This is a genomic window from Streptomyces sp. TP-A0874 (genome assembly GCF_001748085.1).
Taxonomy (GTDB): Bacteria; Actinomycetota; Actinomycetes; order Streptomycetales; family Streptomycetaceae; genus Streptomyces.
In genome coordinates this window covers 11,873-34,618 of sequence record NZ_BBZK01000011.1, presented here as the reverse complement: position 1 = coordinate 34,618, position 22,746 = coordinate 11,873, and the positions used below count along the sequence as shown (strand labels likewise).

Annotated in this window: 22 protein-coding genes and 4 pseudogenes; 12 read left to right on the top strand and 14 right to left on the bottom strand. The window is 67.8% G+C overall.

All coding sequences use genetic code 11. The features are described from left to right. Positions 1 to 125: 125 nt before the first annotated feature. Both BGP73_RS18665 and BGP73_RS18660 read right to left on the bottom strand, forming a co-directional pair. Entirely contained in the window at positions 126 to 1,223 is a 1,098-nt protein-coding gene (locus tag BGP73_RS18665; protein ID WP_244501261.1) for a hypothetical protein, read from the bottom strand. 208 nt (positions 1,224 to 1,431) lie between these two features. Next, positions 1,432 to 1,947: pseudogene (locus tag BGP73_RS18660) on the bottom strand (class I SAM-dependent methyltransferase); the annotation flags it as partial. A 179-nt stretch (positions 1,948 to 2,126) separates the two neighbouring features. Between BGP73_RS18660 and BGP73_RS18655 the strand changes: the two are divergent. Genes BGP73_RS18655 through BGP73_RS23670 form a run of 4 tightly spaced genes read left to right on the top strand, consistent with a single transcriptional unit; the run spans position 2,127 to position 5,133 of the window. Beyond that, positions 2,127 to 3,206, top strand: a complete 1,080-nt coding sequence (locus tag BGP73_RS18655; protein WP_069816394.1) for a tyrosine-type recombinase/integrase — start codon at positions 2,127 to 2,129, stop codon at positions 3,204 to 3,206. Continuing rightward, positions 3,203 to 3,535 (top strand): helix-turn-helix domain-containing protein, encoded by a 333-nt coding sequence (locus BGP73_RS18650; protein WP_069816392.1) that lies wholly within the window; start codon positions 3,203 to 3,205, stop codon positions 3,533 to 3,535. The genes BGP73_RS18655 and BGP73_RS18650 overlap by 4 nt, the downstream gene beginning before the upstream one ends. Before the next feature lie 4 nt (positions 3,536 to 3,539). Further along, positions 3,540 to 4,928 carry a hypothetical protein gene (locus tag BGP73_RS18645; protein WP_244501260.1) on the top strand — a complete coding sequence of 463 codons (1,389 nt, stop codon included), beginning with the start codon at positions 3,540 to 3,542 and terminating at the stop codon, positions 4,926 to 4,928. A 19-nt stretch (positions 4,929 to 4,947) separates the two neighbouring features. After that, positions 4,948 to 5,133, top strand: coding sequence for a hypothetical protein (locus tag BGP73_RS23670; protein ID WP_244501259.1), 186 nt, complete (start codon positions 4,948 to 4,950; stop codon positions 5,131 to 5,133). A gap of 51 nt (positions 5,134 to 5,184) precedes the next feature. Here the strand turns inward: BGP73_RS23670 and BGP73_RS18640 are convergent, their stop codons facing one another. Continuing rightward, entirely contained in the window at positions 5,185 to 5,592 is a 408-nt protein-coding gene (locus BGP73_RS18640; RefSeq protein WP_069816391.1) for a hypothetical protein, read from the bottom strand. 482 nt (positions 5,593 to 6,074) lie between these two features. On the opposite strand from BGP73_RS18640, the gene BGP73_RS18635 reads away from it, so the two are divergent. Together BGP73_RS18635 and BGP73_RS18630 are read left to right on the top strand one after the other, a co-directional pair. Further along, a complete protein-coding gene (locus tag BGP73_RS18635; RefSeq protein ID WP_079127685.1) occupies positions 6,075 to 7,313 on the top strand; it encodes an IS701 family transposase in 1,239 nt (412 codons plus the stop codon). A 21-nt stretch (positions 7,314 to 7,334) separates the two neighbouring features. Continuing rightward, a pseudogene (locus tag BGP73_RS18630) lies at positions 7,335 to 8,249 on the top strand (sporulation-delaying protein SdpB family protein); the annotation flags it as partial. On the opposite strand, the gene BGP73_RS22300 reads toward BGP73_RS18630, so the two are convergent. The 7 genes and pseudogenes from BGP73_RS22300 to BGP73_RS18605 form a co-directional block, all read right to left on the bottom strand. Then, the gene (locus tag BGP73_RS22300) at positions 8,162 to 8,518 is read right to left on the bottom strand and encodes a GntR family transcriptional regulator (RefSeq protein WP_079127662.1); all 357 of its coding nucleotides are present in this window, start codon (positions 8,516 to 8,518) and stop codon (positions 8,162 to 8,164) included. The pseudogene BGP73_RS18630 and the gene BGP73_RS22300 overlap by 88 nt on opposite strands. Before the next feature lies 1 nt (position 8,519). Next, a complete protein-coding gene (locus BGP73_RS22930) occupies positions 8,520 to 9,164 on the bottom strand; it encodes a hypothetical protein (protein ID WP_139134585.1) in 645 nt (214 codons plus the stop codon). Positions 9,165 to 9,291: 127 nt separating this feature from the next. Further along, a complete protein-coding gene (locus BGP73_RS18620; protein ID WP_170837880.1) occupies positions 9,292 to 10,425 on the bottom strand; it encodes an IS630 family transposase in 1,134 nt (377 codons plus the stop codon). A 16-nt stretch (positions 10,426 to 10,441) separates the two neighbouring features. Beyond that, positions 10,442 to 10,909 carry a VOC family protein gene (locus BGP73_RS18615; RefSeq protein WP_212732823.1) on the bottom strand — a complete coding sequence of 156 codons (468 nt, stop codon included), beginning with the start codon at positions 10,907 to 10,909 and terminating at the stop codon, positions 10,442 to 10,444. 107 nt (positions 10,910 to 11,016) lie between these two features. After that, complete coding sequence (locus BGP73_RS24000) at positions 11,017 to 11,118, bottom strand: DUF1648 domain-containing protein (protein WP_374701166.1); 102 nt, start codon at positions 11,116 to 11,118, stop codon at positions 11,017 to 11,019. 302 nt (positions 11,119 to 11,420) lie between these two features. Then, a pseudogene (locus BGP73_RS18610) lies at positions 11,421 to 11,750 on the bottom strand (Tn3 family transposase); the annotation flags it as partial. Between the two features lie 10 nt (positions 11,751 to 11,760). Continuing rightward, positions 11,761 to 12,510 (bottom strand): IclR family transcriptional regulator domain-containing protein, encoded by a 750-nt coding sequence (locus BGP73_RS18605; RefSeq protein WP_212732822.1) that lies wholly within the window; start codon positions 12,508 to 12,510, stop codon positions 11,761 to 11,763. A gap of 124 nt (positions 12,511 to 12,634) precedes the next feature. On the opposite strand from BGP73_RS18605, the gene BGP73_RS18600 reads away from it, so the two are divergent. The 6 genes from BGP73_RS18600 to BGP73_RS18575 all read left to right on the top strand — a co-directional run bounded on the left by BGP73_RS18600 (position 12,635) and on the right by BGP73_RS18575 (position 18,789). Next, positions 12,635 to 13,924: an aromatic ring-hydroxylating dioxygenase subunit alpha gene (locus BGP73_RS18600; protein WP_069816383.1), complete on the top strand. Its 1,290-nt coding sequence runs from the start codon at positions 12,635 to 12,637 to the stop codon at positions 13,922 to 13,924. Beyond that, on the top strand, positions 13,921 to 14,388 hold the full coding sequence (locus BGP73_RS18595) for an aromatic-ring-hydroxylating dioxygenase subunit beta (protein ID WP_069816381.1): 468 nt from the start codon (positions 13,921 to 13,923) through the stop codon (positions 14,386 to 14,388). The genes BGP73_RS18600 and BGP73_RS18595 overlap by 4 nt, the downstream gene beginning before the upstream one ends. Then, the gene (locus BGP73_RS18590) at positions 14,385 to 15,356 is read left to right on the top strand and encodes a PdxA family dehydrogenase (RefSeq protein WP_079127661.1); all 972 of its coding nucleotides are present in this window, start codon (positions 14,385 to 14,387) and stop codon (positions 15,354 to 15,356) included. Before BGP73_RS18595 ends, BGP73_RS18590 begins: the two co-directional genes overlap by 4 nt. Beyond that, on the top strand, positions 15,353 to 16,360 hold the full coding sequence (locus BGP73_RS18585) for a 2Fe-2S iron-sulfur cluster-binding protein (protein ID WP_069816377.1): 1,008 nt from the start codon (positions 15,353 to 15,355) through the stop codon (positions 16,358 to 16,360). The genes BGP73_RS18590 and BGP73_RS18585 overlap by 4 nt, the downstream gene beginning before the upstream one ends. A 41-nt stretch (positions 16,361 to 16,401) precedes the next feature. Next, positions 16,402 to 17,757: an MFS transporter gene (locus BGP73_RS18580; RefSeq protein WP_069816375.1), complete on the top strand. Its 1,356-nt coding sequence runs from the start codon at positions 16,402 to 16,404 to the stop codon at positions 17,755 to 17,757. Between the two features lie 807 nt (positions 17,758 to 18,564). Then, the gene (locus tag BGP73_RS18575) at positions 18,565 to 18,789 is read left to right on the top strand and encodes a hypothetical protein (RefSeq protein ID WP_069816624.1); all 225 of its coding nucleotides are present in this window, start codon (positions 18,565 to 18,567) and stop codon (positions 18,787 to 18,789) included. A 1,080-nt stretch (positions 18,790 to 19,869) separates the two neighbouring features. Here BGP73_RS18575 and BGP73_RS18570 read toward each other — a convergent pair. From BGP73_RS18570 to BGP73_RS23175, 4 genes and pseudogenes are all read right to left on the bottom strand, one after another. Next, on the bottom strand, positions 19,870 to 20,526 hold the full coding sequence (locus BGP73_RS18570; RefSeq protein ID WP_069816373.1) for a hypothetical protein: 657 nt from the start codon (positions 20,524 to 20,526) through the stop codon (positions 19,870 to 19,872). A 401-nt stretch (positions 20,527 to 20,927) separates the two neighbouring features. Next, the gene (locus BGP73_RS18565) at positions 20,928 to 21,482 is read right to left on the bottom strand and encodes a hypothetical protein (protein WP_107474082.1); all 555 of its coding nucleotides are present in this window, start codon (positions 21,480 to 21,482) and stop codon (positions 20,928 to 20,930) included. Positions 21,483 to 21,919: 437 nt separating this feature from the next. Further along, a pseudogene (locus BGP73_RS23665) lies at positions 21,920 to 22,391 on the bottom strand (transposase); the annotation flags it as partial. A 95-nt stretch (positions 22,392 to 22,486) separates the two neighbouring features. Beyond that, positions 22,487 to 22,654, bottom strand: a complete 168-nt coding sequence (locus BGP73_RS23175) for a hypothetical protein (protein ID WP_170837878.1) — start codon at positions 22,652 to 22,654, stop codon at positions 22,487 to 22,489. Between the last annotated feature and the right edge of the window lie 92 nt (positions 22,655 to 22,746).

Below are 22,746 nucleotides of genomic sequence, written 5' to 3'. Positions count from 1 at the left end.
GCTGGAGGCGAGCTGTCTCAGCCGCTCAAAATGAGAGGCGGTCTGTTTCGTTCTCCTGACGAGACCAGGTGTGCAATGTGACTCGGCGGCGTTCCGCGCCCGCTGCTCCCCGTGCGGCTGAGCCGTCAGCGCCAACCGGGGTGGACCGTGTGGCCGGGCAGTTCCAGGTCGGTGCACCCGCGCCTTTTGCTCTGGTCCTCCACGAACCCCGTGAGAAGCCTCCGAACCTCGCTCATCGGCAGCACCGGCCGAGAGCGGTCCCGGCCCTGGCTGGTGGCGAGGAAGTTCGCGGACTCCCCGGCACACTGGGCCTTGGCGCGACCGAAGTCGCCGCCGAGTAGCGCGTCGCGAGCGCTGAGCCCCTCCGGGATCTCCACCTTTTCCATGAGCAGGGTCTCGAAAGGCTCATCGGTCCAGTCGCCGTACCAGCCGCTGAGGTTCAAGGCGGACTCGCCCGTACCGGAGTCGATCAGCGAGCAGTTGGTGATCGGGGCCCGCTCGCCGGTGGGCGCGACGACCCGCCACTCCTTGCCGGACGGGCTCTTGGGCAGCGCCCTCCGGGCCAACCAGCCGCACATCGTGTTCTCCGCCTGGCTCAGGGACAGCTTCCGGACGGGTTCGACACGGTCCGGCAGTGGCAGGGGGTCGGCCCCGCAGCCAATCTCGGTGTTGGCACCGTTGGCGATACGCACGGCCGTGCGCAGGGATTGAGGAGAGGGAGCACTCTCCACTCCGTGCGTGTACACCTTGGTGACGAGGCGACGCTTGCGCCCCTCGGAATCGCGGCCGAGCTTCGGACACTCCTGGATGATCACGGGGCCGAACTTGCCGTAGAAGCCCGGGACTGAGCTGCCGTAGACGTAGTGGAGGTCCCTGGGGACCATGAACTCCATGGCCAGGGGGCCCAGCCGCTCGCCATTGTCGATCTGTGCCTCGACATCGAGGACGAAGTGCCGGCCGTCGCTCTCGTCCACCCCGCACCTGAGCGCGTCGCCCCCGGATCCGAAGGTGTCCTTGGCCGCCCGTAGACGTTCGTTCGGCAGCAGTTCGGCGAGATCGCCGCCGGACAGGTTGCCCCCGCACAGCGACGCGGCGTACCACCAGGGCTGCCACATCGGCTTGGCCAGCCAGCCGACCCCTGCGACGGCAGCGAGCACCACAGCCGCGACCCCCAGCGTCCACCTGCTCGGCAGCCACCGCCGATTCCGTATTCCCGTTGCCATGACCTGCAGTCTCTTCCCCCGGGCTCCCTTGATGGCCGCAGCCTACGTGGTACGCCAGTTGCCCAGGCGGCGGAGTCGGACAACGGCCAGCGTTGCCAACCCCGGCGGACTGGCCCTGGCCCGGTGTGGGGAGGTGATGGGTGCCGGAGAGCAGAAGGAACGGACAGGGGGACGGCGGGCAGTGGCCGCTCCTGTCGTCGAGCTCGTGTCAGGTCGTGTTGAGCAAGCGGGCGGGGACACTCGCGTGGGCGAGGACGGACAACTCGCACGGGCGGAGCGCGTCGGTACGTTCCCACTCCGCAGGATCGATCGTCTCGCGTTGCCGGGCGTACTCGATCGGCTGGAGCCGGTGTTCAAGCAGGAGGGCGTCCATCTGCTCGATGCTGAGGAACGTTTTCCATGGCTCACCCTGCTCGGCCGCCGCTGCCGTGACCAGTTCCGCATACGCCTGACCTGTGTCGTCGCGGAGTTCGGCCGGGAGGAGATGTTCCACGATGAGTTCTGTTCCGGGTGCGAAGCCGCTGATGACGGCAAGGGTCTGCCTGATGGCCTCCGAGGTCAGGTACATCGTGACCCCGAGCCAGCTGACCAGGGAGGGTCGGCCCGGGTCGAAGCCGGCCTGCACGAGGTGATCGGCAAGTGACCGGGCGGACGCCTTCTCGAAGTCGACCGGGACAAGGAAGGCGGACGGTGGGACGATCGTCCCCGTCTCGACCAGCAGTGCCCGCTTCTGTGCGACATCCCGTGAGTTCCCCTGAGCCCCGCTGAGTCCCTGGGCCCGTGGCCAGCGGGTTCTTCCTCCTTCGTGTGCTCTGCCGGCTTGTGACGTAACTTCGGGATTCTTGAAGCGTTCTCATCTCGTCCGACCGATTCGCAGTCGGGTCGAAGGTGAGGAGGCTCGGGTTGGCGGCGCTGGCAGTCGTACGGGACCTGCGTGAGCACTGGGCGCCCGCGTCGGCTGAGGAGCTGGAGCGGTTCGAGACCGATGTGCTGTCCGGGTTCGTTCTCGCGCGGGCCTCAGCAGGGCTGGCGGACGGCACCATCCGCGGGGACGTCGGTCACCTGGATCAGATCAGGACCTGGTTCGGCCGGCCTTTGTGGGACATGGAGCCCGCTGACGCGGACGTGTACTTCGGGAAGGTGCTGCGGCACTCGCCCAGCGGCACCCGGCTGGGCCGGTCGCAGGCGTTGAGTACGTACTTCATGTTCCTGGAGCTGCGACACAAGGTCGAAGTCCACCGGATGACCGGCCGGGTGGTCGAGTGCCCGATCGACGAGATGAACCGGCCGCGCGGGGCCAAGGACGCCCAGCTGCGGATCCCGCCGAGTGAGCCGGAGATCGGGACGTTGTTCACCGGCTGGGGCGGCGAGCTGGCCACCTGCCGGAAGTTCGCCCCCACCGCCCGGAACTACACCGCCTCGAAGCTGATGTCCCAGGTCGGCCTGCGGGCGAGCGAGGCATGTGGGCTCAACCTGGACGACATCAAGTGGGACCTGGGCCGCTTCGGCAAACTCCACGTCCGCCACGGCAAGGGGGCCCGTGGCTCGGGGCCGCGCGAGCGGATGGTTCCGCTGATCAATGGTGCCGACCGGACACTGCGTTGGTTCATCGAGGACGTGTGGGGCCAGTTCGATGACGATCACACTCGCCCTGGTGCCCCGCTGTTCCCCTCTGAGCGCAAGAACACCGACGGCTCCGCCCGCCGGGTCGGCGACGACGCCCTGCGCAACGGGCTCGACAACGCGGTCCAGGCTCATCTGGCGAGTTGGACGGGCAGGTTGACACCGCACGTCCTGCGGCATTTCTGCGCGTCCCAACTCTACGGAAACGGGTTGGACTTGCTCGCTATCCAGGAGGTCTTAGGACATTCCTGGATCGCTACGACCATGCGGTATATCCACGTGCAGCAGACCCGGGTCGAGGACGCCTGGGTCGCCGGGATGGAACGGGCCGCGAAGCGGCTGGAAGGACTGGCCCGATGAGGTGGAACCTGCGGCTGACCGCCGCGAACAAGGGCATCTGGAAGGCGTCCGAACTCCAGCGGAGCCTGGCCGAGCACGGCCTGGTGATCTCAGCCGGCAAGATGTCCGGGCTGTGGTCCGGCCAGCCGGTCTCGCTCAAGCTGGAGGACCTGGACGTCATCTGCGTGGTCCTCGGCTGCGAGATCGGAGACCTGCTGATCCCCGAACCGGAGAAGGTCCGCCGCCCTGGCCAGGCAGAGGAGACCGAACGGGCCGCGGTCGGCGCGGGAACCGCCGCACCGAAGGTGATCCCCAAGCGCCGGGACGGCCGGTCGCTGCCGCCGGAGTGAGCCGATGGCACGGTTCCCGAAGGGCTACGTCAAGCCCACCGACTCCTGCGACAGCTGCCTGGCCTGGGGAAACTTCAGCGGCCGCCTCTGCCCCACCTGCTACATGTTCGGCCGCGGCCACGACGCGGCCGCATGCACCGGCTGCCACCGCGTCCAGCCGCTGAAGTGGAAATACTGCCGCCTGTGCTGGTGCCAGGCCCGCCTCAGCGCAAAGGCCGTCGTCGGCCAGCCCACGGACGAGACGGACGTGCGGGACCGACTCGCCGCCGTCCGGCATCACCAACTGTTCTTCGTCGGGATGCACTACCGCAGGAGAGCGACCCCCGCGGCTCGGCCCCGCGGAGGACGGCGGGGAGCCCCGCCCAAGCCGCCCCCTGCACCGGCCTGGCGCCCGGATCCCAGCTGGCGGCAGCTACCGCTGTTCACACAGATCCTCCGTGACTACAGCCGGCTCGCTCTGGCCGACGCCGACCTGGCCAGCCCGTGGCTGGCCTGGGCAAAGTACCTCGCCCACCGGCTCGCCGAGGCCCGCGGCTGGGGACGTAACATCCGCTTCGCCGTCAACCGCGGCCTGGCCCTCGTCCTCACCGGCTACGTCGAGGGCGACTTCATCCGACACACGGAGATCTTCGCCCCGCTGCGGGCCCTGGACCTACCGGTCGGCCACACCGTCACGGTCCTGGACGAGATGGGGATCTTCGAGGACGACAGCGAACCCTCCTTCGAACGCTGGCTCGCCGAGAGGTTGGAGGGTCTCGCACCCGGCATCCGCTCGGAGGCCGAGCGCTGGACCCGCGTCCTGCGGGACGGCGGCCCCCGCAGCCTCCCGCGACGGGAAGGCACGGTCTGGCTCTACCTCAACCGGGTCCGCCCGGCCCTGCTGGAATGGTCGAACCCCTACGACCACCTGCGGGAGGTGACCCGCGACGACGTCCTCGCCTACATCAAGACACTGCACGGCCGCCAGCGCCACGACCAACTCATCGCCCTGCGCTCGCTGTTCACCTGGGCCAAGCGGAACGGGCTGATCTTCCGCAACCCCACCAGCCGGATCAAGGTCGGGCAATACGAGTACGCCGTGCTGCAACCGCTCGTCCCCGAGCAGGTCGACCGCTCCGTCGCGGCGGCCACCACCCCGGCGACGCGGCTCATCCTCGCCCTCGCAGCGGTCCACGCCGCCCGGGTCGCCCAGATCGCCACCCTCACGCTCGACGACCTCGACATCGGCAACCGGCGGCTGACCATCGCCGGACGTGTCCGCCCGCTCGACGACCTCACCCTGAAGCTGCTGCTGGACTGGCTGGAGCACCGGCGCCACCGGTGGCCGAACACCGCGAACCCTCCACCTACTGATCAACAACCAGACCGCCACGAAGACCAGCCGCGCCAGTAACCACTGGATCAGCGCCGCGATGCGCGGGCAGGACGCGACGCTGGAACGGCTCCGCATCGACCGCCAACTCGAAGAGGCCATGACCCACGGGCCCGACCCGCTCCACCTCGCCGAGGTGTTCGGGCTCGACGAGAAGACCGCGATGCGCTACGCGGACTCCGCACGGGCGCTGCTGCACCAGGCCGCTGAACAGCCACTTCAATGAGTCTGCTTGACCGGTCCACGCCTTTGCTGAGGATGCGCACGCGAGGCACAGTCAGCATCCGGGGCCGATCGGCGGAGACGACGTCAGGGCGAGGGCGGCGTTCCGCAGCTGGGCCGCCCATGTCTGCTGGTCAAGCCCCAAGGTGTACTCGATGCAGCAATCGCATTGCGGGATCAGCGCCACGAACGATTGCTCCGCCTCGGTCTCGACCTCCGTCTCCCACCAGTCGTCGGTCGCCAGGTCGGCGGGAGTTATCTCTCCAGCGATGAGTCTCGCCGCCATCCGGCGCAGAGCGTGGCGCCGTGCCAGGCCCCGATCCGGCAGCCCGATCCCGGACTCGGTAAGTGCTTGCTCGAACGCTTCGCGAATATCGCGGGCATCCGCGTTGCGAGGCCAACCGGCGAGCTCGCACAATGTCGGGGTGTCCAGTCCGGCTGCGAGCGCCTCAGCAGCGATCATCGGCAGATCCTCCGGGCGTATCTCATCCGCCTGATAACGACACGCCACCTCACCCAGAGATGTGAGCCCACTCTGCACAGAGGTTTCCGGTTCCGGTGTCGTTCCTTCTGCTCTCATGACTCCTACGGTGGCAGCACTGTTTTCAGGGAAGGCACCCAGGGGTGGGCCCGCTCGGCACCCACCCCGCGTGTTCGCATGAACCCGGGGCACGAACCCACGAGAACACGACCGTCCGCCCTCGGGTTCCCACGGAAAGTCCTTCAGTTTCCGTGAACTCGCGGGCCTCCACGGCCTTGGGGACCATCGGAACAGCCATTAGCGCTAATACTCCAGCTGTAGATCGTGATCTTGCTGGTCGGGGCTGGTGTGGAGACGGGTGCGGCCACCGTTGATCATCGTGACTTGTGTGGAGTAACGATGAGACGGTGGCCGCAGGTCACAGCATAGATCCCGTCCGTTGGCGGGAGGCGTTCGAGGTGGCCATGGGCCGTATAGCGGGCCGGTTCGCGCGGGTCGAACCCCGTCTGCGGGCCGGACGGTTGGTGCTGGGGCTGCTGTCGGACCTGCCGAGAAAGAACTGCTGGACGATCGCGGAGTGGGCCGGGGAGAGCAGCCCGCACGGCATGCAGCATCTGCTGTGCCGGGCCGTCTGGGACGCCGACGCCGTCCGCGATGACGTGCGCGAATACGTCGTCGAACACCTCCACGACGAGGCCGCCGTGCTGGTGGTCGACGAGACCGGCGACGTGAAGAAGGGCACCCACACGGTCGGGGTCCAGCGCCAGTACACCGGAACGGCCGGGCGAATCGAGAACTCCCAGGTCGCGGTCTACCTCGTCTACCCCGGGACACGCGGGCTCGCGGCAGTGGACCGGGAGCTGTACATCCCGCGCTCCTGGACGAGCGACCCGGACCGCTGCCGGGCCGCGGGACTCGGCGAGGACACCGTCTTCGCGACCAAGCCGGACCTGGCCCGCACGATGATCGAACGTTTCCTGGACACCGGACACCACGTCGGCTGGGTCACCGGGGACGAGGTCTACGGCGGCAACCCGAAACTCCGTACGGCTCTGGGGGAACGCGGCATCGGCTACGTCCTCGCGGTGGCCTGCTCAGCCGAAGTACCCACCGGTGCAGGGAAGTTCCGCGCCGATGCCCTGGCGAAGAAGGTGCCGAAGTGGGCCTGGCAGAAACTCTCGGCCGGGCGCGGCGCGAAGGGGCAGCGGTTCTACGACTGGGCCGTCATCGACCTCGCCGAGCCGGCCCCGGGCCGCCACCAGCTGCTGATCCGCCGCAACCGCAGCACCGGTGAACTCGCCTACTACCGCTGTCACTCCACCACGTCGGCATCCCTGGCCACCCTGGTCAAGGTCGCAGGCTCCAGATGGAGAGTCGAGGAGACCTTCCAAACTGAGAAGGGGCTGGCCGGGCTGGATGAGCACCAGGTCCGCCGCTACCCCTCCTGGGCCTGCTGGGTCACCCTCGCGATGCTGGCCCACGCCTTCCTCGCTGTCGTCCGCGCCGACGAACACGCACACCGACCCACCCCGGACGGCCTGATCCCGCTGTCCTGCAACGAGATCTGCCGCCTGTTCATCGCACTCGTCGTCCGGCCCGTCCACGACGCGGCCCACCGGCTTGCCTGGTCCGGCTGGCGCCGACGCCACCAGGCACGATCACGCACCAGTCACTACCGGCGACAAGCCGCAGCCCAGACATGAAGATCACGATCTACAGCTGGAGTACTAGCCCGCACCCTTCTCGCGCTCGGCACACTCCTCACCCTGGCCTTCAGCGATTCCGCAACCCTCTTCCGCCCAGTGGCCTTCCAGGGCAACCACCCCACGTGCCACGGAATCGAAGCTGGAGGAGCGTTTTGTCTCGTTTCCAGCGACGGGTTGGATGGAATGCGGTGGGCCTGTGTAGCGGTCCTGCTCACCGTGGCCAGCGGCTGGCGGCCACGGCTGACCGCACTTCCCCACGCGTACATCAGCTTCAGTGTCTTCACCGGCATCGCAATCGGTGACGGCGGCGACCAGATGACCACCGTATTGACCCTTCTGCTGGTGTTGCCCGCTCTCGGCGACCGCCGGCGATGGCACTGGAGTACTGCCGGCTCCGAGGCCACGCAGCCGCGGTGGGTGTTGATGGCCGGGGCCAGCTCCCTGGTCGTGGTGCGTCTGCAGATGTCGTTCGTGTACTTCCAATCTTCCGTCTCGAAGCTGCCGCACGCAGAGTGGGCCGACGGCACTGGGATGTGGTATTGGGGCAACAGCCTGGCCTTCGGTGCATCCGGGTGGCTGCACACGTTGGTCGGCCCGGTACTCGACAACCCCATCGGCGTCGCCGCACTGACCTGGGTCCCGCTCTTCATCGAGATCTCCCTGGCGGTGACGCTGCTGCTACCCCAGCGGGTGCGTTACATGCTCCTGACAGCCGGCGTGTGCTTCCATCTTCGCATCGCCACCATGATGGGCCTGTGGAGTTTCGCTCTGGCGATGTGGGCAGGCCTGCTTCTTCTGTGCCTGCCACTGGGCGGGGAGTTGCGTGCACGCAAGCCGCCCGCGGATTACCGAGCCTCCTTCCAAGAGGAGCGCAACAAGGCGACGGTTCTGGATTCCGAGAAACCGGCCTCACGAGCCTCGGTCACCAGCTGAGAGGCGACTTCGTGCAGTCGTGCTTGGGCCGGGGCGGCGATTACCACGGCGCCCCGGCCACGCCGGAGGTCGATCAACCCCTCATCGCGCAGTTGCTGGTAGCCCCGCAGGACAGTATGCACATTGACCTCGAGAAGCCGTGCCACCTCCCGAGCGGCGGGCAGTCGCTCACCGACACGCACAGCATCGTCGGCCAGCGCCCGCCGTACAGAGGCGGCGATCTGCTCTGCCAGCGGGAGGGTAGAACAGGTGTCGATACGGATGAGCATGTCAGATGTCCTGTCGGGTGTCCTTGGTCAGTAGGTCCCCCAGCAGCCCGGCAGCCGTCGCAGCGTCATCGACGACCACGACGAACTGCCCGCCATCATTCAGGTCAAGCCACACCGCATCCCCGGATCGCAGCGCAAGCCCGCGCCTGCCCTTGGCGACCCGATAGCCCCAGCCTCCAAGATCGGGCAATGGCCGCGCCTGCGCGACCCACACCCTCTCGATCCGCTGAAGCGGGATATGAACCCGGGGTACTCGGAGCAACGGCGGTCGGATGGTCAGTCCCTCGCCACCAATACTCACCTGGGTGGCGGCCACAGCCGCGAACAGCAGCCCTATGGGCCACAGCCAAAATCCAGGGCTCCATCCGAGTACTCCAGCTGCCACGGCGACAACCGCGCCCAGCATCCCGGCGGCTACCAGCCAGCGGGGGCCAACACTGCGGACCCATACGGCCTTTTCGCCCCGCCGCAAGCCCACAGTGCCAGAGGCCGTCGGCTGGTCTTTGCCAGCAGGGCGCTTCTGGAACATCAGCGCCCACACCCCACCAGCTGCGGCCGCGGCCAACGCCACTGCGACGGCCAGATGCCACAGCGGCATCCGCACTGCGTCAGCATCAGCGGCGTTGGCGTTTACCAGTACCAACACTGTGAAGAGATATCCCAGAAATGCAGCCGCGGCCGCAGAAGCGGCATAGAGCGCTCGCAGAGAGAGCGATCCCCGCACCGCACTCCGGGACAGCCCAACACCGAAGCCGAGCAGGGCTAGTGCCGCATCAGGCAACGTTTGCCCTGTCGACTACGGCGCGTAGGCGCTGGTCGTTGGCGTGGCGGTTTCGCCAGATGATGTAGCGGCGGATCATGCTGCCCTGGGCCTTGTGGGTGGGGTGGTCGGTGCCGTCGAGGGTGAAATAGCGCAGGGCGGTGAACTGGGCCTCGATGCGGTTCAGCCAGGAGGAGTTGGTCGGGGTGTAGGCGATCTCGACGTTGTTGTCCCCGGCCCAGTCGGCGACCCGGCGGCATTTCTTGGTGGTCAGGTGCGGGGAGTAGTTGTCACACACGATCGCGATGCGGATCTCGGGCGGGTAGAGGGTGCGCAGGTAGCGGCAGAACTCCAGGAACTGGGTTCGCTTCTTGGTCTTCTTGATGTGGCCGTAGAGCCTGTCTTTGGCCAGGTCGTAGGCGGCGAACAGGTGCCGGACGCCGTGCGGGCGGGTGTAGGTCGCCCGCCGTCGCGGTCGGGGCTCGCGGTCGGGGTCCTTGTGCTGGCCGCCGCGTTCGGCCCACTGTCGTCCAGGGTGAGGCTGGAGGTTGAGCGGGCCGAACTCGTCCATGCAGAACACGACGTCGGGCTCGCCGTCCTCGGGTATGACCTCGCCGTCGGCGATCGCGTAGAGGTGTTCGACACGGGCCTTCTTGGCTGCGTAGTCGGGGTCGCGGGAGGTCTTCCAGGTCTTTAGGCGTTGAAAGGAGACGCCTTCCTCGCGGAGCAGGATGCGCAGGCCCTCGTGGCTGATGTCGTCGACCACCCCCTCGGCGACCAGGAAGTCCGCCAGTTTGGTCAGGCTCCAGGCCGAGAACGGCAGGCCGTGCTCGGTGGGCCTGGACTTGGCGATCTTCTTGATCTCACGCCGTTCGGGCAGCGTGAACGTCTCGGGCCGGCCGCCCTTGTACTTCGGGTAGAGGGCGTCGAAGCCGTCGGCGTTGAAGTTGTGGATCACGTCCCGAACCCGGTCCGCGCTGGTGAACGTCACCTCGGCGATCTTCGATACGGGCATGCCCTGCGCGGACAGCAGCACGATCTGGGCCCGCCGCCAGGTCACCACCGACCCGGTGCCTCTGCGGATGATCCGCAGCAGGCGCTGCCCCTCGTCATCGTCGATCTCACGGACGTGTACTGGTTCTGCCACCCGCACAGCATGACAATCAAGGGGGCTGAAGCGGCGTCAATCGTCTACGTCGGATGCGTCGACAGCCGTCAGTGTCACGGTGCCGTCGTCTGCGACCGACCAGCCGGGGTTGTGGCATACCCTCCCAGCGGTGGCCGTCGGGGTCGGCGAAGTAGCCGTGGTAGCCGCCGAACGCCGCGCGTTGCGGCTCTTTGAGGACAGTTGCTCCTGCCACACGGGCCCGCTGCATGGCCTCGTCCACTTCGGCGGACGAGTCGAGGTTCTGGGCGAGGGTGAAGGGCGTCCCGGCTGTTGCTGGATGTCCGGTGTCAGCGCCAAGGTCAGCCAGAGGGAACAGTCCCAGGGCCAGCCCCTTGCCAATCTGGTAGAAGACGATCTCTTCCATATCAAGCAGTGGTGTCCAGGCCAGGCCATGGCTGTAGAACTGGCGGCTGACCTTCAAGTCCTCGACACCCAATGTCACCAGGTTCAACTGCTGGTTCATGAATCGCCCCTATGCGCCGGTAGGAGATCACCGTCCGGCCGTAACGCTACCGCCACGACAGGGCAAACGTTGCCTGATGCGGCACTAGTTCAGGGATCAGCAGCACCTCAACCGGGGACGCTGAGCGGTTGCCACCTCCCCCCCGCACCGAAGTGGATGGCCATGGGATCCGGCAGCTTCGGCCACGACACGATGAACACCACAGCCACCACTAATGTTGCCACCAGGCAGGGAAACCCGGCGAACCATCGCAACGGGCTCGGATGCTGGGCACGGGAAGTCTGGTCTTGGTGGTCTATGCGGCCTCCTTGGCGACTATAGTTCGCCTAGAACTAGAAGAACTAAATTCTAGCGCTGCCGCCCGATGCTGCCGAGTGGGCGTCCAATCTGGGCGGCAAGTTGGTTGATGACAGCGGCGCCTGAAGTCCCGGACGGCGGCCTCCTGGGCGTCGCGGAGGGCCTTCGACGTCGTCCATGGTCCTCATGATGCCGAAGCCATCCCGTACCGGGCTCACTCGTCCTGGCCGTCGTCATCGTCGTCGAGATCGACGGCTTCCGGATCGCGCAGCGGGCGCAGGCCGTCGACCGGCTGGGAGGCGGTGAAGCTGTAGCGGCCCAGGACGTTCAGATTCTTGTGCTTGAGCGGGGAGAGCCGGGCAACGTCCTCATCCTTGATCTCGTGGCCCTCGGCACGGAGCTGGGCGGCGTCGATGTACCTCGTCGTCCAGAGCACCACGGCGTTGAGAACGAGACCCAGCGACCCCAGCTGATCTTCCATCCCGTCCCGGTATGCCTGGTGGATGGTGCCCTTCTTGCCGTGGCATATCTCGCGGGCCAGCTGGGGGAGAGGGTCATAGCTGTCGGCTCAGGAGGACTGCGTGCTCCTGGATGACGGGAAAGAGACGTGTTCGCAGTTCGTCGACCGAGACCCGGGCGGTGGCTGCGCTGACGGAGAGGGCGGCGACTGTGGCGCCGGTGGAGTCGGCGACGGGCACGGCGATCGAGCGCAGGCCGAGTTCGAGTTCCTCGTCGGTGAGCGCGTAGCCGTTCTTGCGCGCTTCGCGTACGCGTTGGGCGATGGCCTCAGGGTCGGTCGGCGTGGTCGGTGTGCGTGCCAGGAGCTCTGTCTTCGCGAGTCGTGCGGCCACTTCCTCGTCGGCGAGTCCGGCGAGTAGGACGTGCCCGGTGGCTGAGGCGTACAGGGGGAGACGGGCGCCGACGCGTACGCCGGTGTTGAGCATCCTGGTCGTCTCGCTGCGGGCGACGAACAGGGAACCGTCGTCCTGCAGGACGGCCAGCGAGGCGGATTCGTCGACGGTGTCCCGGATCGCGACCAGGTGCGGCTGCGCGAGCTGCGGCAGCTGCGCGGTCTCCTCGTAGGTGGCGCCCAGGCGGAGCACGCGCGGGGTCGGCGAGAAGAACTTGCCGTCGAAGGTGACGTAGCCCAGCTCGGTGAGGGTCATCAGGCAGCGGCGCGCGGCCGCTCGGCTCAGACCGGTCGCGCCCGCGGCATCGCTGATGGTCAGGCGCGGTGCCTTCGTCCCGAACGCCTCGAGCACGGCCAGGCCTTTGGCCAGGCCGGCCATTCCCTCATTGCTCATAGATGTCCCCCTTGACAGACGTCATGCCAGCCATTCTACTGAGCGCTGTTCGCAAAACATACATGTGTGCGCTATCCGAACGCAAGTTGTTGTGCGTCAAGCGTCGCATGGCCGAGGAGGATGCATGGCAGACGGCAACAGGGCGGCGTCGGCGATGGCCGGGCGCAGCTGGCCCCGATCACTGACCGAGGTGCCGTACTGGGTGTTCCAGGAGGAGGAGGTCTACCGGGCCGAGCAGGAGAACATCTTCCACGGGCCGTTCTGGAGCTATCTCTGCCTGGAGGCTGAGTTGGCCGAGCCCGGTGACTTCTGCGCCACCTTCATCGGTGAGCAGCCGGTGCTGGTGACCCGTGACCACGACGGTCAGATCTACGCCTTCGAGAACCGCTGCGCCCACCGCGGTGCACTGATCGCGATGGAGCACTACGGACACACCAGGGACTTCACCTGCGTCTACCACGCCTGGACCTACAACCTCCAGGGCGACCTCACCGGGGTCGCCTTCGAGGAGGGCATCAACGGCAAGGGCGGCATGGGCAAGGACTTCTGCAAGGCCGCGCACAGCCCGCGCCGACTACGGCTGGCCAACGTGCACGGTCTGATCTTCGGCAGCCTCGACAACGACGTGCCCGAGATCGAGGAGTACCTCGGCCAGGAGATCCTCGACCGGATCGAGCGGGTGCTCGGCGGCCGCAAGCCGGTCGTGTTGGGGCGTTTCACCCAGGAGCTGCCGAACAACTGGAAGCTCTACATGGAGAACGTCAAGGACTCCTACCACGCGAGCATCCTGCACCTGTTCTTCACCACCTTCGGGCTCAACAAGCTGAACCAGAAGGGCGGCATCATCGTCTCGGAGAACGGCGGCCACCACGTCAGCTGGTCGGCGATCAACCGTGAAGCCGAGGCCAAGGCCGCGTCGACGTACAAGGACCAGAACATCCGCTCCGACTCGGAGTACCAACTCCAGGACCCGTCTCTGGTCGACAGCTTCAGCGAGGTCGGCGACGACATCACCTTGCAGATCCTCTCCGTCTCCCCCGGATTCGTCCTGCAGCAGATCCAGAACTCCATCGCGGTGCGCCAGGTCCTGCCGACCGGGGTCGACACCACCAGCCTCAACTGGACCTATCTCGGATTCGAGGACGACACCGAGAAGCAGCAGCTGACCCGGATGAAGCAGTCCAACCTGGTCGGGCCAGCGGGCTACGTCTCGATGGAAGACGGTGCCATCGGCGGCTTCGTCCAGCGTGGTATCGCCGGGGCCAGCAGCGAGTCCGCGACCCTGCAGATGGGTGGCGACCAGGCGGTCTCCAGCGAGAGCCGGGTCACCGAAGCCTCGATCCGCGGCTTCTGGAAGGTCTACCGCGAGGCGATGGGCTTCAGCATCGGCGAGACCGAAGGAGCAGGCAAGTGACGGACGCGTTCACCCGCATCAGCCGGGCTCAGGGCAGCTACGTCCGTGCCATTGACGACGGCCCGATCGAGGACTGGCCCGAGCACTTCACCGAGGACGCCTTCTACAAGGTGACCACCGCGGACAACCACCGCCGCGGGCTGCCCGCCGGTGTCATCTGGGCCGACAACAAGGCGATGCTCAAGGACCGGATCTCCGCGCTCAAGGAAGCCAACATCTACGAGCCACACGCCTACCGGCACCTGCTCGGACAGCCGGCGATCGCCGAGGAGAACGACACCGGAGCGACCAGTGAGACGTCCTTCCTCGTCGTACGGATCACCGGCAACGGCCCGACCGACATCTTCGCCAGCGGCCGCTACCTCGACGAGTACGTGTTCGCCGAGGGAAGGGCGCTCCTCAAGAAGCGGATCGTGGTCTGCGACAGCTCCCGCATCGACACCCTGCTGGTGCTGCCGCTGTGAACCGCCTGCTTCTCACCATCGGCGACCCGAACGGCATCGGCCCGGAGATCGCCGCCAAGGCGGTCGCCGAGTCCGGCGCCGCAGCGCCGGTCCTCGTCGGGGACCGCCTCGCGCTCGAAGGCCCCGCCAGGCAGGCAGGCCTCACGCTGCGCGACGCCGTTCCCGGCGCGACGGCCGAGGCCGGGGCGTGCGACATCGTCGATGTCGGCGCCCTGGCGCCCGCCGACCTTCAGATCGGACAGACGACCGCGGCAGCCGGTGCCGCCACCATCGCCTACGCCGAGCGGGCCGTGCGGCTCGCCATGGACGGCAGCTACGCCGGCGTGGTCGCCTGCCCGCACTCCGAGACCGCGGTGCACCAGGCGGGCATCAGCTTCGCCGGATACCCGCCCTTGATCGCCGAACTCACCGGCACGCCCGTCGACCGGGTCTTCCTGATGCTCGTCGGCGGCGGCCTCCGCATCGCCCACGTGACGCTGCACGAGTCGCTCGCCGACTCGCTGGCCCGGCTCACCACCGAACTCGTCACCGAAGCCGGACTCGCGCTGCATTCCGCTCTGGCCGCCATGGGGATCCCGACCCCGCGGATCGGTGTCTTCGGGATCAACCCGCACGCCGGGGAAGGCGGCCTGTTCGGCACCGGGGACCAGGAGATCACCGAGCCGGCGGTCCTGGCCATGCGGGAGCGCGGGCTGCGGGCGGAAGGCCCGACCGGCGCCGACATCCTGCTCGGCGGCGAACGCGACCACGACGCCTACCTGGCGATGTACCACGACCAAGGGCACATCCCGATCAAAACGCTGGCCGGCCGGACCGCCGCCGCTGTCACCATCGGCGCCGGCGCCCCCTTCGCCAGCGTGGGCCACGGCCCCGCTTTCGACATCGCCGGCCGTGGAGCCGCCGACCCCAGCGCCGTACTGGCCGCGCTACGCCTGCTCGCCCCGACCGCCCCGGGAGCTCTGAAATGACGTTCACCGTCAGTGTCAAGGACTCCGAGATCGCCTTCGACTGCGGTCCGCAGCAGAACGTCCTCGACGCCGCCGAGAGAGCCGGCTGGGCGATCCCGTACTCCTGCCGCAAGGGCGTCTGCGATTCCTGCGTGGGCACCCTGGTCGCGGGCACATTCCAGGTCCCCGGCCGAGGCAAGGTATCCGGCCCGGCCGAGGTGCGACTGTGCCACGCCCACCCCAAGAGCGATGTGGAGATCGCGCCGAAGCGGGTCGAGCAGCGTACCCCTCCGGTCCGCAAGCGACTGACCACGACCGTGCACCGCAGACGCCAGGTCGCGCCAGGCGTGACGATCCTCGATCTGCGCTACCCCATCGGGCGGCGCACACCGTTCAGGGCCGGGCAGTTCCTCAACATCATCCTTGACGACGGCGACACCCGGTCGTACTCGCTGGCGAACCCGCCGCAGTACAACGACCTGGCTCAGCTGCACGTCCGGCACGAGCCGGGCGGTGTGTTCTCCGCCAGGATCCTTCAGCAGCTGGAGTTCCACGACACCGTGGAGATCGAGGCGCCTTTCGGCGAGTTCTTCGTGGACGACCGTTCCGAAGCCCCGATCACCCTGCTGGCCACCGGAACCGGGTTCGCCCCGATGCGGTCGATCATCCTCGACCACGCGGCCCGCCGACTCACCCGCCCCATCCACCTCTACTGGGGCGCCCGCACCCTCGACGACCTCTACCTCCTCGACACCGTCGAGACCTGGACCAAGCGCTATCCCTGGCTGCGGTTCACCCCCGTCCTCTCCCGCCCCCACCCAGGCTGGGAAGGCGCGACCGGGCACGTCCAAGACGTGCTCATCGCCGACCACACCGATCTGCACACCCACCAGATCTATGCCTGTGGCAGCGAAGCCATGACCAACTCTGCAGCCGACGCGTTGGCCCGCGAACGCGGCGTAAACCCCGAACGCTTCCACGCCGACGCGTTCGTCTCGGCCGCCGGTGCTCCGGCCGCCGTCTGAGGAACGCCCCAGACGGCTCTCTCTCCCAGTGGGGTTACTCCATGACCGACACCACCGCAACGGCCACGCCGCTGCGCCTCCCCGAATTCATCGACAACCGACGACCCAACAGATTCCAGCTCGGCACGGTACTGCTGTGCGGCCTGGTGATGTTCCTCGACGGCTTCGACACCCAGGCGATCAACTACATGGCCCCGGCCATCACCGAGGACTGGGGCCTGTCCAAGAGCACGATGGGCCCCATCTTCTCCGCCGCCCTGGTCGGCCTGATGATCGGCTACCTGCTCATCGCCCCGCTCTCCGACAAGTTCGGCCACAAGCGTCTCGTCGTCGTCGGTGTGCTCACCTTCTCACTGTCCACCCTCGCCTCAGTGTGGGTACAGAACCCCGAGCAACTGCTGGCGATGCGCTTCGTCACGGGCATCGGACTGGGCGCAGCGACACCCAGCACCATCGCGCTGACCGCGGAATACAGCCCCAAACGCGTCCGCGCCAGCCTCGTGCTGGCCATCTACTGCGGCTTCTCACTCGGCTTCGTGGCCGCCAACTACGCGGCCGACTGGCTGATCCCCGCCTACGGCTGGCGGTCGGTCTTCGTGGCCGGAGCGGTCGCCCCGCTCGCTCTGGTCGTCATCCTGCTGTGGCGGCTCCCGGAGTCGATCTCCCACCTGATCCGCCGCGGCCAAACCTCCGCAGCGTACGCACTGTGCCGCCGCATCGACCCCACTCTGCTGCACGTGGACGCACCGCACATCGAGACCGAGAGCGCCGGCCCCGGCAAGCGGGTCAGGCTGCGGCAACTCGTCTCAGGCGGTCAGCTACTCGGCACCGTCCTGCTGTGGCTGGTCTTCTCCATCAACCTCGCCATGTTCTACGGCCTGCAGAGCTGGATGCCGACCATCCTCAGCGAACGCGGCTACTCCGCCTCGACCCTGGCCACGGCCGCCTCGATGACCACCGTCGGCGGCATCGTGATCGCCTTCGTCATCGGCCCGGCCATGGACCGGATCGGCTCCTTCGGAGCCCTCGGCACGCTCTATCTCACCGGATGCGGCTTCCTCACGCTGATGAGTGTCGCCCTCGGCGCTCCGGTCTGGGTGGTGCTGATCGCGATCTTCCTGATCGGCTGCTCGGTCAGCGGAGGCCAGAAGAGCGTCATCGCCCTCGCCGCGGTGTACTACCCCGAGGAAGTCCGCTCCACCGGCGTCGGCTGGGCGCTCGGCATCGGTCGCGTCGGAGGCATCGCCGGCCCCCTCCTGGTCGGCGCCCTGCTCACCGCGGGGTGGAGCCACCAACAGCTGTTCCTCACCCTCGCGGTCCCCTCCGCCCTGTGCGGTCTGATCGTGCTCTACCTCGGCCGCCGCGCCAAGGCCGGAGACGGTTTCCGTTCCCCGTGACACACGGAGCGTCAAAGATCGCACGTCGATCGTCAGGGCCTTCATCCAGTCATGATCTCGGTTTCGGCTGATCACTCCCGCCGACCGCGGTCGAACCGGCAGGACCCTGTCTGCCGAGGTGCGAACCTATCGACAACGGTCTGGAGCTGGCCTTCCTCCCGCCTGCCGATCGAGCGGTTCGCTCCTTCCCCGGAGCACCCGCGCGATGAGCACGCGCAGGCGCGGATCGGCACCGAGCGCGGCACCAGAGCGGCTACCGCCCTGCCCAGCAGAAGGACGGCGACACCCGGCTCCTACTTCCTCACCTGACCCCGGTAAGCCACGACGACCGACAACGCGGGCAAGCCCGAGAGCGACCCTCGGTAACGCCCGCGTTGTCGGCGGCTGGAAGGCTGGTCGGGTGAACGGCCCTCGGGCTCGGCATCGGCCGGCTCCTGGCCGACCGTCCCTCGCCCGGAGGCGGAAGCGACGTCAACGCTCCAGCGTGCAGGCTGCGCCTTCCGCCGGAGGGCGAAGCCCCGGCCCGTTCACCGCCCCGCCTGCCGCGCCAGACCACAGCACCTCACCTTCCGCCGCCGCGGAGGAGGCAGGACTCCTCGAACGCCACCGCTCGCGGCTGTGCTGGCCCCGCGCCCCAGCTCTCGTCACCCACTCACACGCGGGAATCGCTCTGGGCCTGCCTGGTCGACGGGACACTGACCAGCTGCTCGAAACCACCGGACGGGCCAAGGGAGCGACACCGGTGTCCTTCCCTGACCGGTCATGGTCGGCTCGCCCATCGGACCGTCCCGAGGCACGCTGGGAGGCGTGGCCAGCGCACCGATCACCGTGCACCGCCCGTCCCGCAGGGGCGGCCGGAGAGTCACCGTGCACAGCCATGGTCGGGACGAGATCCTCGGCACGGCCTACAGCGACCGTGACCTGGTCGTGTTCCTCGAGGACGCCGGCGTCGCCGACCCCGAGACCATCTTGGACGACCCGCAGTGGGTGGAGTGGCGCGGTGGCCCCGCCCATCAGTTCGAGGCTTCCTGATGTGCAGGGCACCGTAGCCCGGGATGGCTGTTCCGAGGCCGGGGGGGGGGGCGCGCGCCAGCGCACGGAAGGAACCCCGCATGACGATCTCCACGCCCGCCGGCGCCGGCACCAGCGGCGGCAGGAGTCTGCGGCTCGTCTGGCCGGAGTGGCAGGGCGCCGGGGCGGTCAGCTCCTGTGCCGGAGTTCCCGTTCTCCACCCCGCTCGTCGCCGGCAACCGGATCCTCCAGGCGATGCTGCCCGAGCACGAAGGCCCACCGAGACCGTCCCCGTTCCCTCGGTGACGACGGCCTGGACATCATCCGCCGCCACGACCCGGCGCGGATCACCACCTCGGCGGTGACTGTTCGGTCAGCCTCGCCCCGTTCACAGCCCTCGCGCACCGCTACGGCGATCTCGCCACCGTGTTGATCGACTTCCAGCCCCCGCCGTCGGTACCTCCGACGGCGACTGTCCCCCGCGAGGCTCTGAACCTCCAGCAGGTCCTGACCGCATTCCCGCTCATCTCGACCAGCACGACCGGCTGAACCGCTCTCACTATCGCAGCCAGCCCGTCACCGCGCCTGAAGGGAACCTCATGCCTACCGGTGACGGTTGGGTGTCTGTGTTCAGCTCTGGTGGGTGCTCGGTGGCGCCTTGCGGGGCATGGGCAGGGGCGGCAGCTTCCCTCAATCCAGGAGTCATCGATTCCCGCGTCCGCGTCGGAGCGGTCCTGCTGCCGGTTCCGCAGTTGTAGGGGCCTCGTCCCCATGGCGTCGTCCGGGTGAGCGGCAGTGACCACGCAGGTCTTGTCAGGTAGCGGTGCTGACGCTCTGCCCGAGTTGCCCATGCGCCTGCCCTGGGGAGAACGGCTCGCCTTGGTGGGCTCCACTGCTGGGCCGCTGGGATGTGTCGTCCACTGATCTGCGACCCGTCACCACTCGTATATGACGATTCGTGCGCTCGTCGAGCAGGTTCTGGCCGGCGGGAAGACGTGGTGGTCCTCGCGCAGGCCGGGTGTCGAACCCGGGGGTCGGATACCCCTCCCGGTCTGACGGTGCCGGACCTGCCTGGGCGCTGTCGTTCCCCGCAGGGGTCCCTCAGGTCCGAGGACCTGGTGTGGCCTCGGGACCGGTCAATACGGTCAGCTGCCTGAGAAGGGTGATGAGTTGGCGATGCTGGAGGTCGCTGGGGACGGTACGGTCGTTGAAGAACACGGTCAGAATGCCGTCTCGAAGAGACCATCTCCTCGGTCCCAGCTTCACCGTCAGGGTGCGGATGTCCTCGGTCACTAGCTGACGCTGCTTGTGGGGGTGGATGGTGTAGCGGCGATCGAAGGCGCCGAGCTTCTTCCAGAACCGCGGAATGAAGGGGTCGTGCTGGTTCAGCCATAACTCGGGCAGTTCCTCAGCGCCGTCCTTGGGTCGCAGGTGGGCGATGAGTGAGCGCTGAGTGGTGAGCCCCCCGACTCCCCCTCCGACTCCCTCCTGGCAGGCGACCCATATGTCGACGTTGTCGACGTGCTTGTGGGCCAGCAGCCACGTGCTCTTGTCGCGCGCGTCGCGGCGCACCAAGGCCGGTAGCTCCGATGTTTCCTCGACGATCCGCCAGCCGGCCGCTTCGGCAGCCGCCCGGCGTCCGTTGTTCTCCTCCTCCCCCTTCCGCCGCAAACGCCGTTCCCCAGGAAGCAGGATGAGGACGGTGAGGAGGACCACCGCTGCAATTCCACCGAAGACCGATATGAACAGAGTGAGCATCTGCTCACATATACCCGTCCTGTTCCCACTCGACACGCGGTGGCTCGATGAACAGGCCATCGTTCTTCGGCCGGGTCGCTCCGGTACGGCAGGTGGGCTACCGGTGGCGGACGAGCAGCCAGTCCGCGAGGGCGCCGTCGGCGGCTGCGGTCTGCCCGGAAGGGCCGTACGTGCTGGCACACTTCCGCTCGACAGGTGTGAGGTCAGATGGTCTGCGGGCGGCCGCTGCTGAGTTGGCGGCCAGGTGGATGGGGGAGCGCGGGCGCGGTGATGGGCGTTACTCTTCCGCGCACCAGCGCGTCACGGTGGCTTCCCGGGGCGCGGTGCGGTTCCACACTGGCCGCCGCACCGTGGTCGACGGTGCGGCGGCCAGGCTCGCCGTTAGGGCGGGGTGTTCGCCGTCAGATGCCGGCGCGGTTGGGGGCTAGGCAGCCGCCGCAGTTGTAGTAGGTCACGTCCCAGTGGTTGCTTTCGTTGTAGTAGACGTTGCCACTGGCGGACTTCCACTTCGAGCCGCCGATCGAGCTGAAGTGGTTCTTGATGTAGCTGGTCAGGCAGCTGGTCATGCCGATGTCGACCTTGTAGCCGTTCCAGTGGCTGTAGGTGCCGCTGGCGTGGCCGGTCTCGGTCCCGCCGGTGAGCCGGATCGCGCAGCCGCTGGCCGACTTGAGGGTGATCACACCGTCCACGGTGGCCGAGTTGATCTGGTCGAACGAGGTGCAGTTCGACTTGTTGCGGTCGGAGCAACCACCACTGGAACTCCAGGTGATGCCCTTGGCCTTGAACTTGGCGGTGGCCTGCGCGTGGGTCAGCTTCGCCATGGCGCCGACATCGGTCGTGCCGCTCTGGGCGGCGTGGGCGACGCCGGGTACCGCCAAGGCGAGGGTGGCGCCGACGGCCACGGCGGCGGCACCGAGCCGGGTACGGCTGAAGAGGCGTCTGTGGGGGGTCTGCACGCTTTGTCTCCCTGGTTCGATCGTGTTGGGAGCCGACGAGGGGCTGCGGATCGCCTCTGGAGATGAGCCCCCGTCCACTCCACGGACGTCCGAGAGTCGCACAATTTACAGGTACACGGCAACGGGTCAGGGTCACACCTCTGCTCAGCGACAGGCAGGTCCTGGCAGACCGAGGCACTTCCCCGAGCAGCGTTCCCTCGGCGTGGTCCGGGTGCAGCGTCGCGCTCAACTCGTAGTCGCTCCACGCGCATCGGACGGTGCCGCGGAACAGCAACACCAACCGGGCCCGAGCCGTGGTCCGGTTCCTCCCTACCGTGCCGGTCCGGAAGCCGTGGCCGGCCGCCACGGAGGCGGATCACCCGACAGCTCCACCGGCCTGGGCGGTGGGCCATACACGAGTGAGGCACCCGGCCTCGGCGTGAGCCCGAGGCGGGCACGTTGATCTGCCGCGCGGCAGACAGCACGATCGTGGAGTTCGTGCGGGCCCGGCCACCAGCCTTGAGGCCGCCATGCTCCATGGCGGCCTCAAGGACCCGGCCCAGAAGCTGGCCCCCGCGTCTCCCGCGATCAGCCGGTCCCTGAACTCGGTGAGGACCGAGTGGTCGAACCCCGGATCGGCCAGCTCCAGCCCGAGGAGGTACTTCCAGTCCAGCCGTCCGCGCAGGGCGTCCGCGGCCTGCCGATCCGAAAGCTCTTCGGCGAACTGCATGACCGACACCAGCGCCAGCCTGCCCGGCGACACGCCGGCTTCCCCCTGCTCGGATACAGCCCGGCGAAGTCCGCGTCCTGGAAGAGTTCGCCCAACTCGTCTCGGATCCGCATCGCCAGGCTGCCTTTCGGGAACGCAGCCCGTGCCACCCGGGCCGTCTCCTCAGGAACCCCGTCGACCTTCCTGGTGTGCAGAGACACCGACACCCTCCCCAAATACAACGTCGGCCTTCACGACCACAACGGGTCACGAAGGCCGACGTCACGTCCAGGCCCCGGATTCGCCAACAGTGTCCCTATGTCGGCGGGGGCGGGTGGATTTTGAGAGCTGGCAGGCAGTCGGCGACTGCGACGAGTTCGATGTCGTCACGCCGCTCCTTGGTCCAGTCCTCGTAGGTCAACGGCCAGCATTCGATCTGTGCCCGCTCGCCCCGCCGAGTGTCCCAGGAGACACCGTTTGGCACATACCCCAGGGCCTCAGAGGCACGGTTCGAGGCATGGTTGTCGACGAACGCATCACTGCCGGCCCCACCGGCACCCAGCCCTCCGAAGGGCG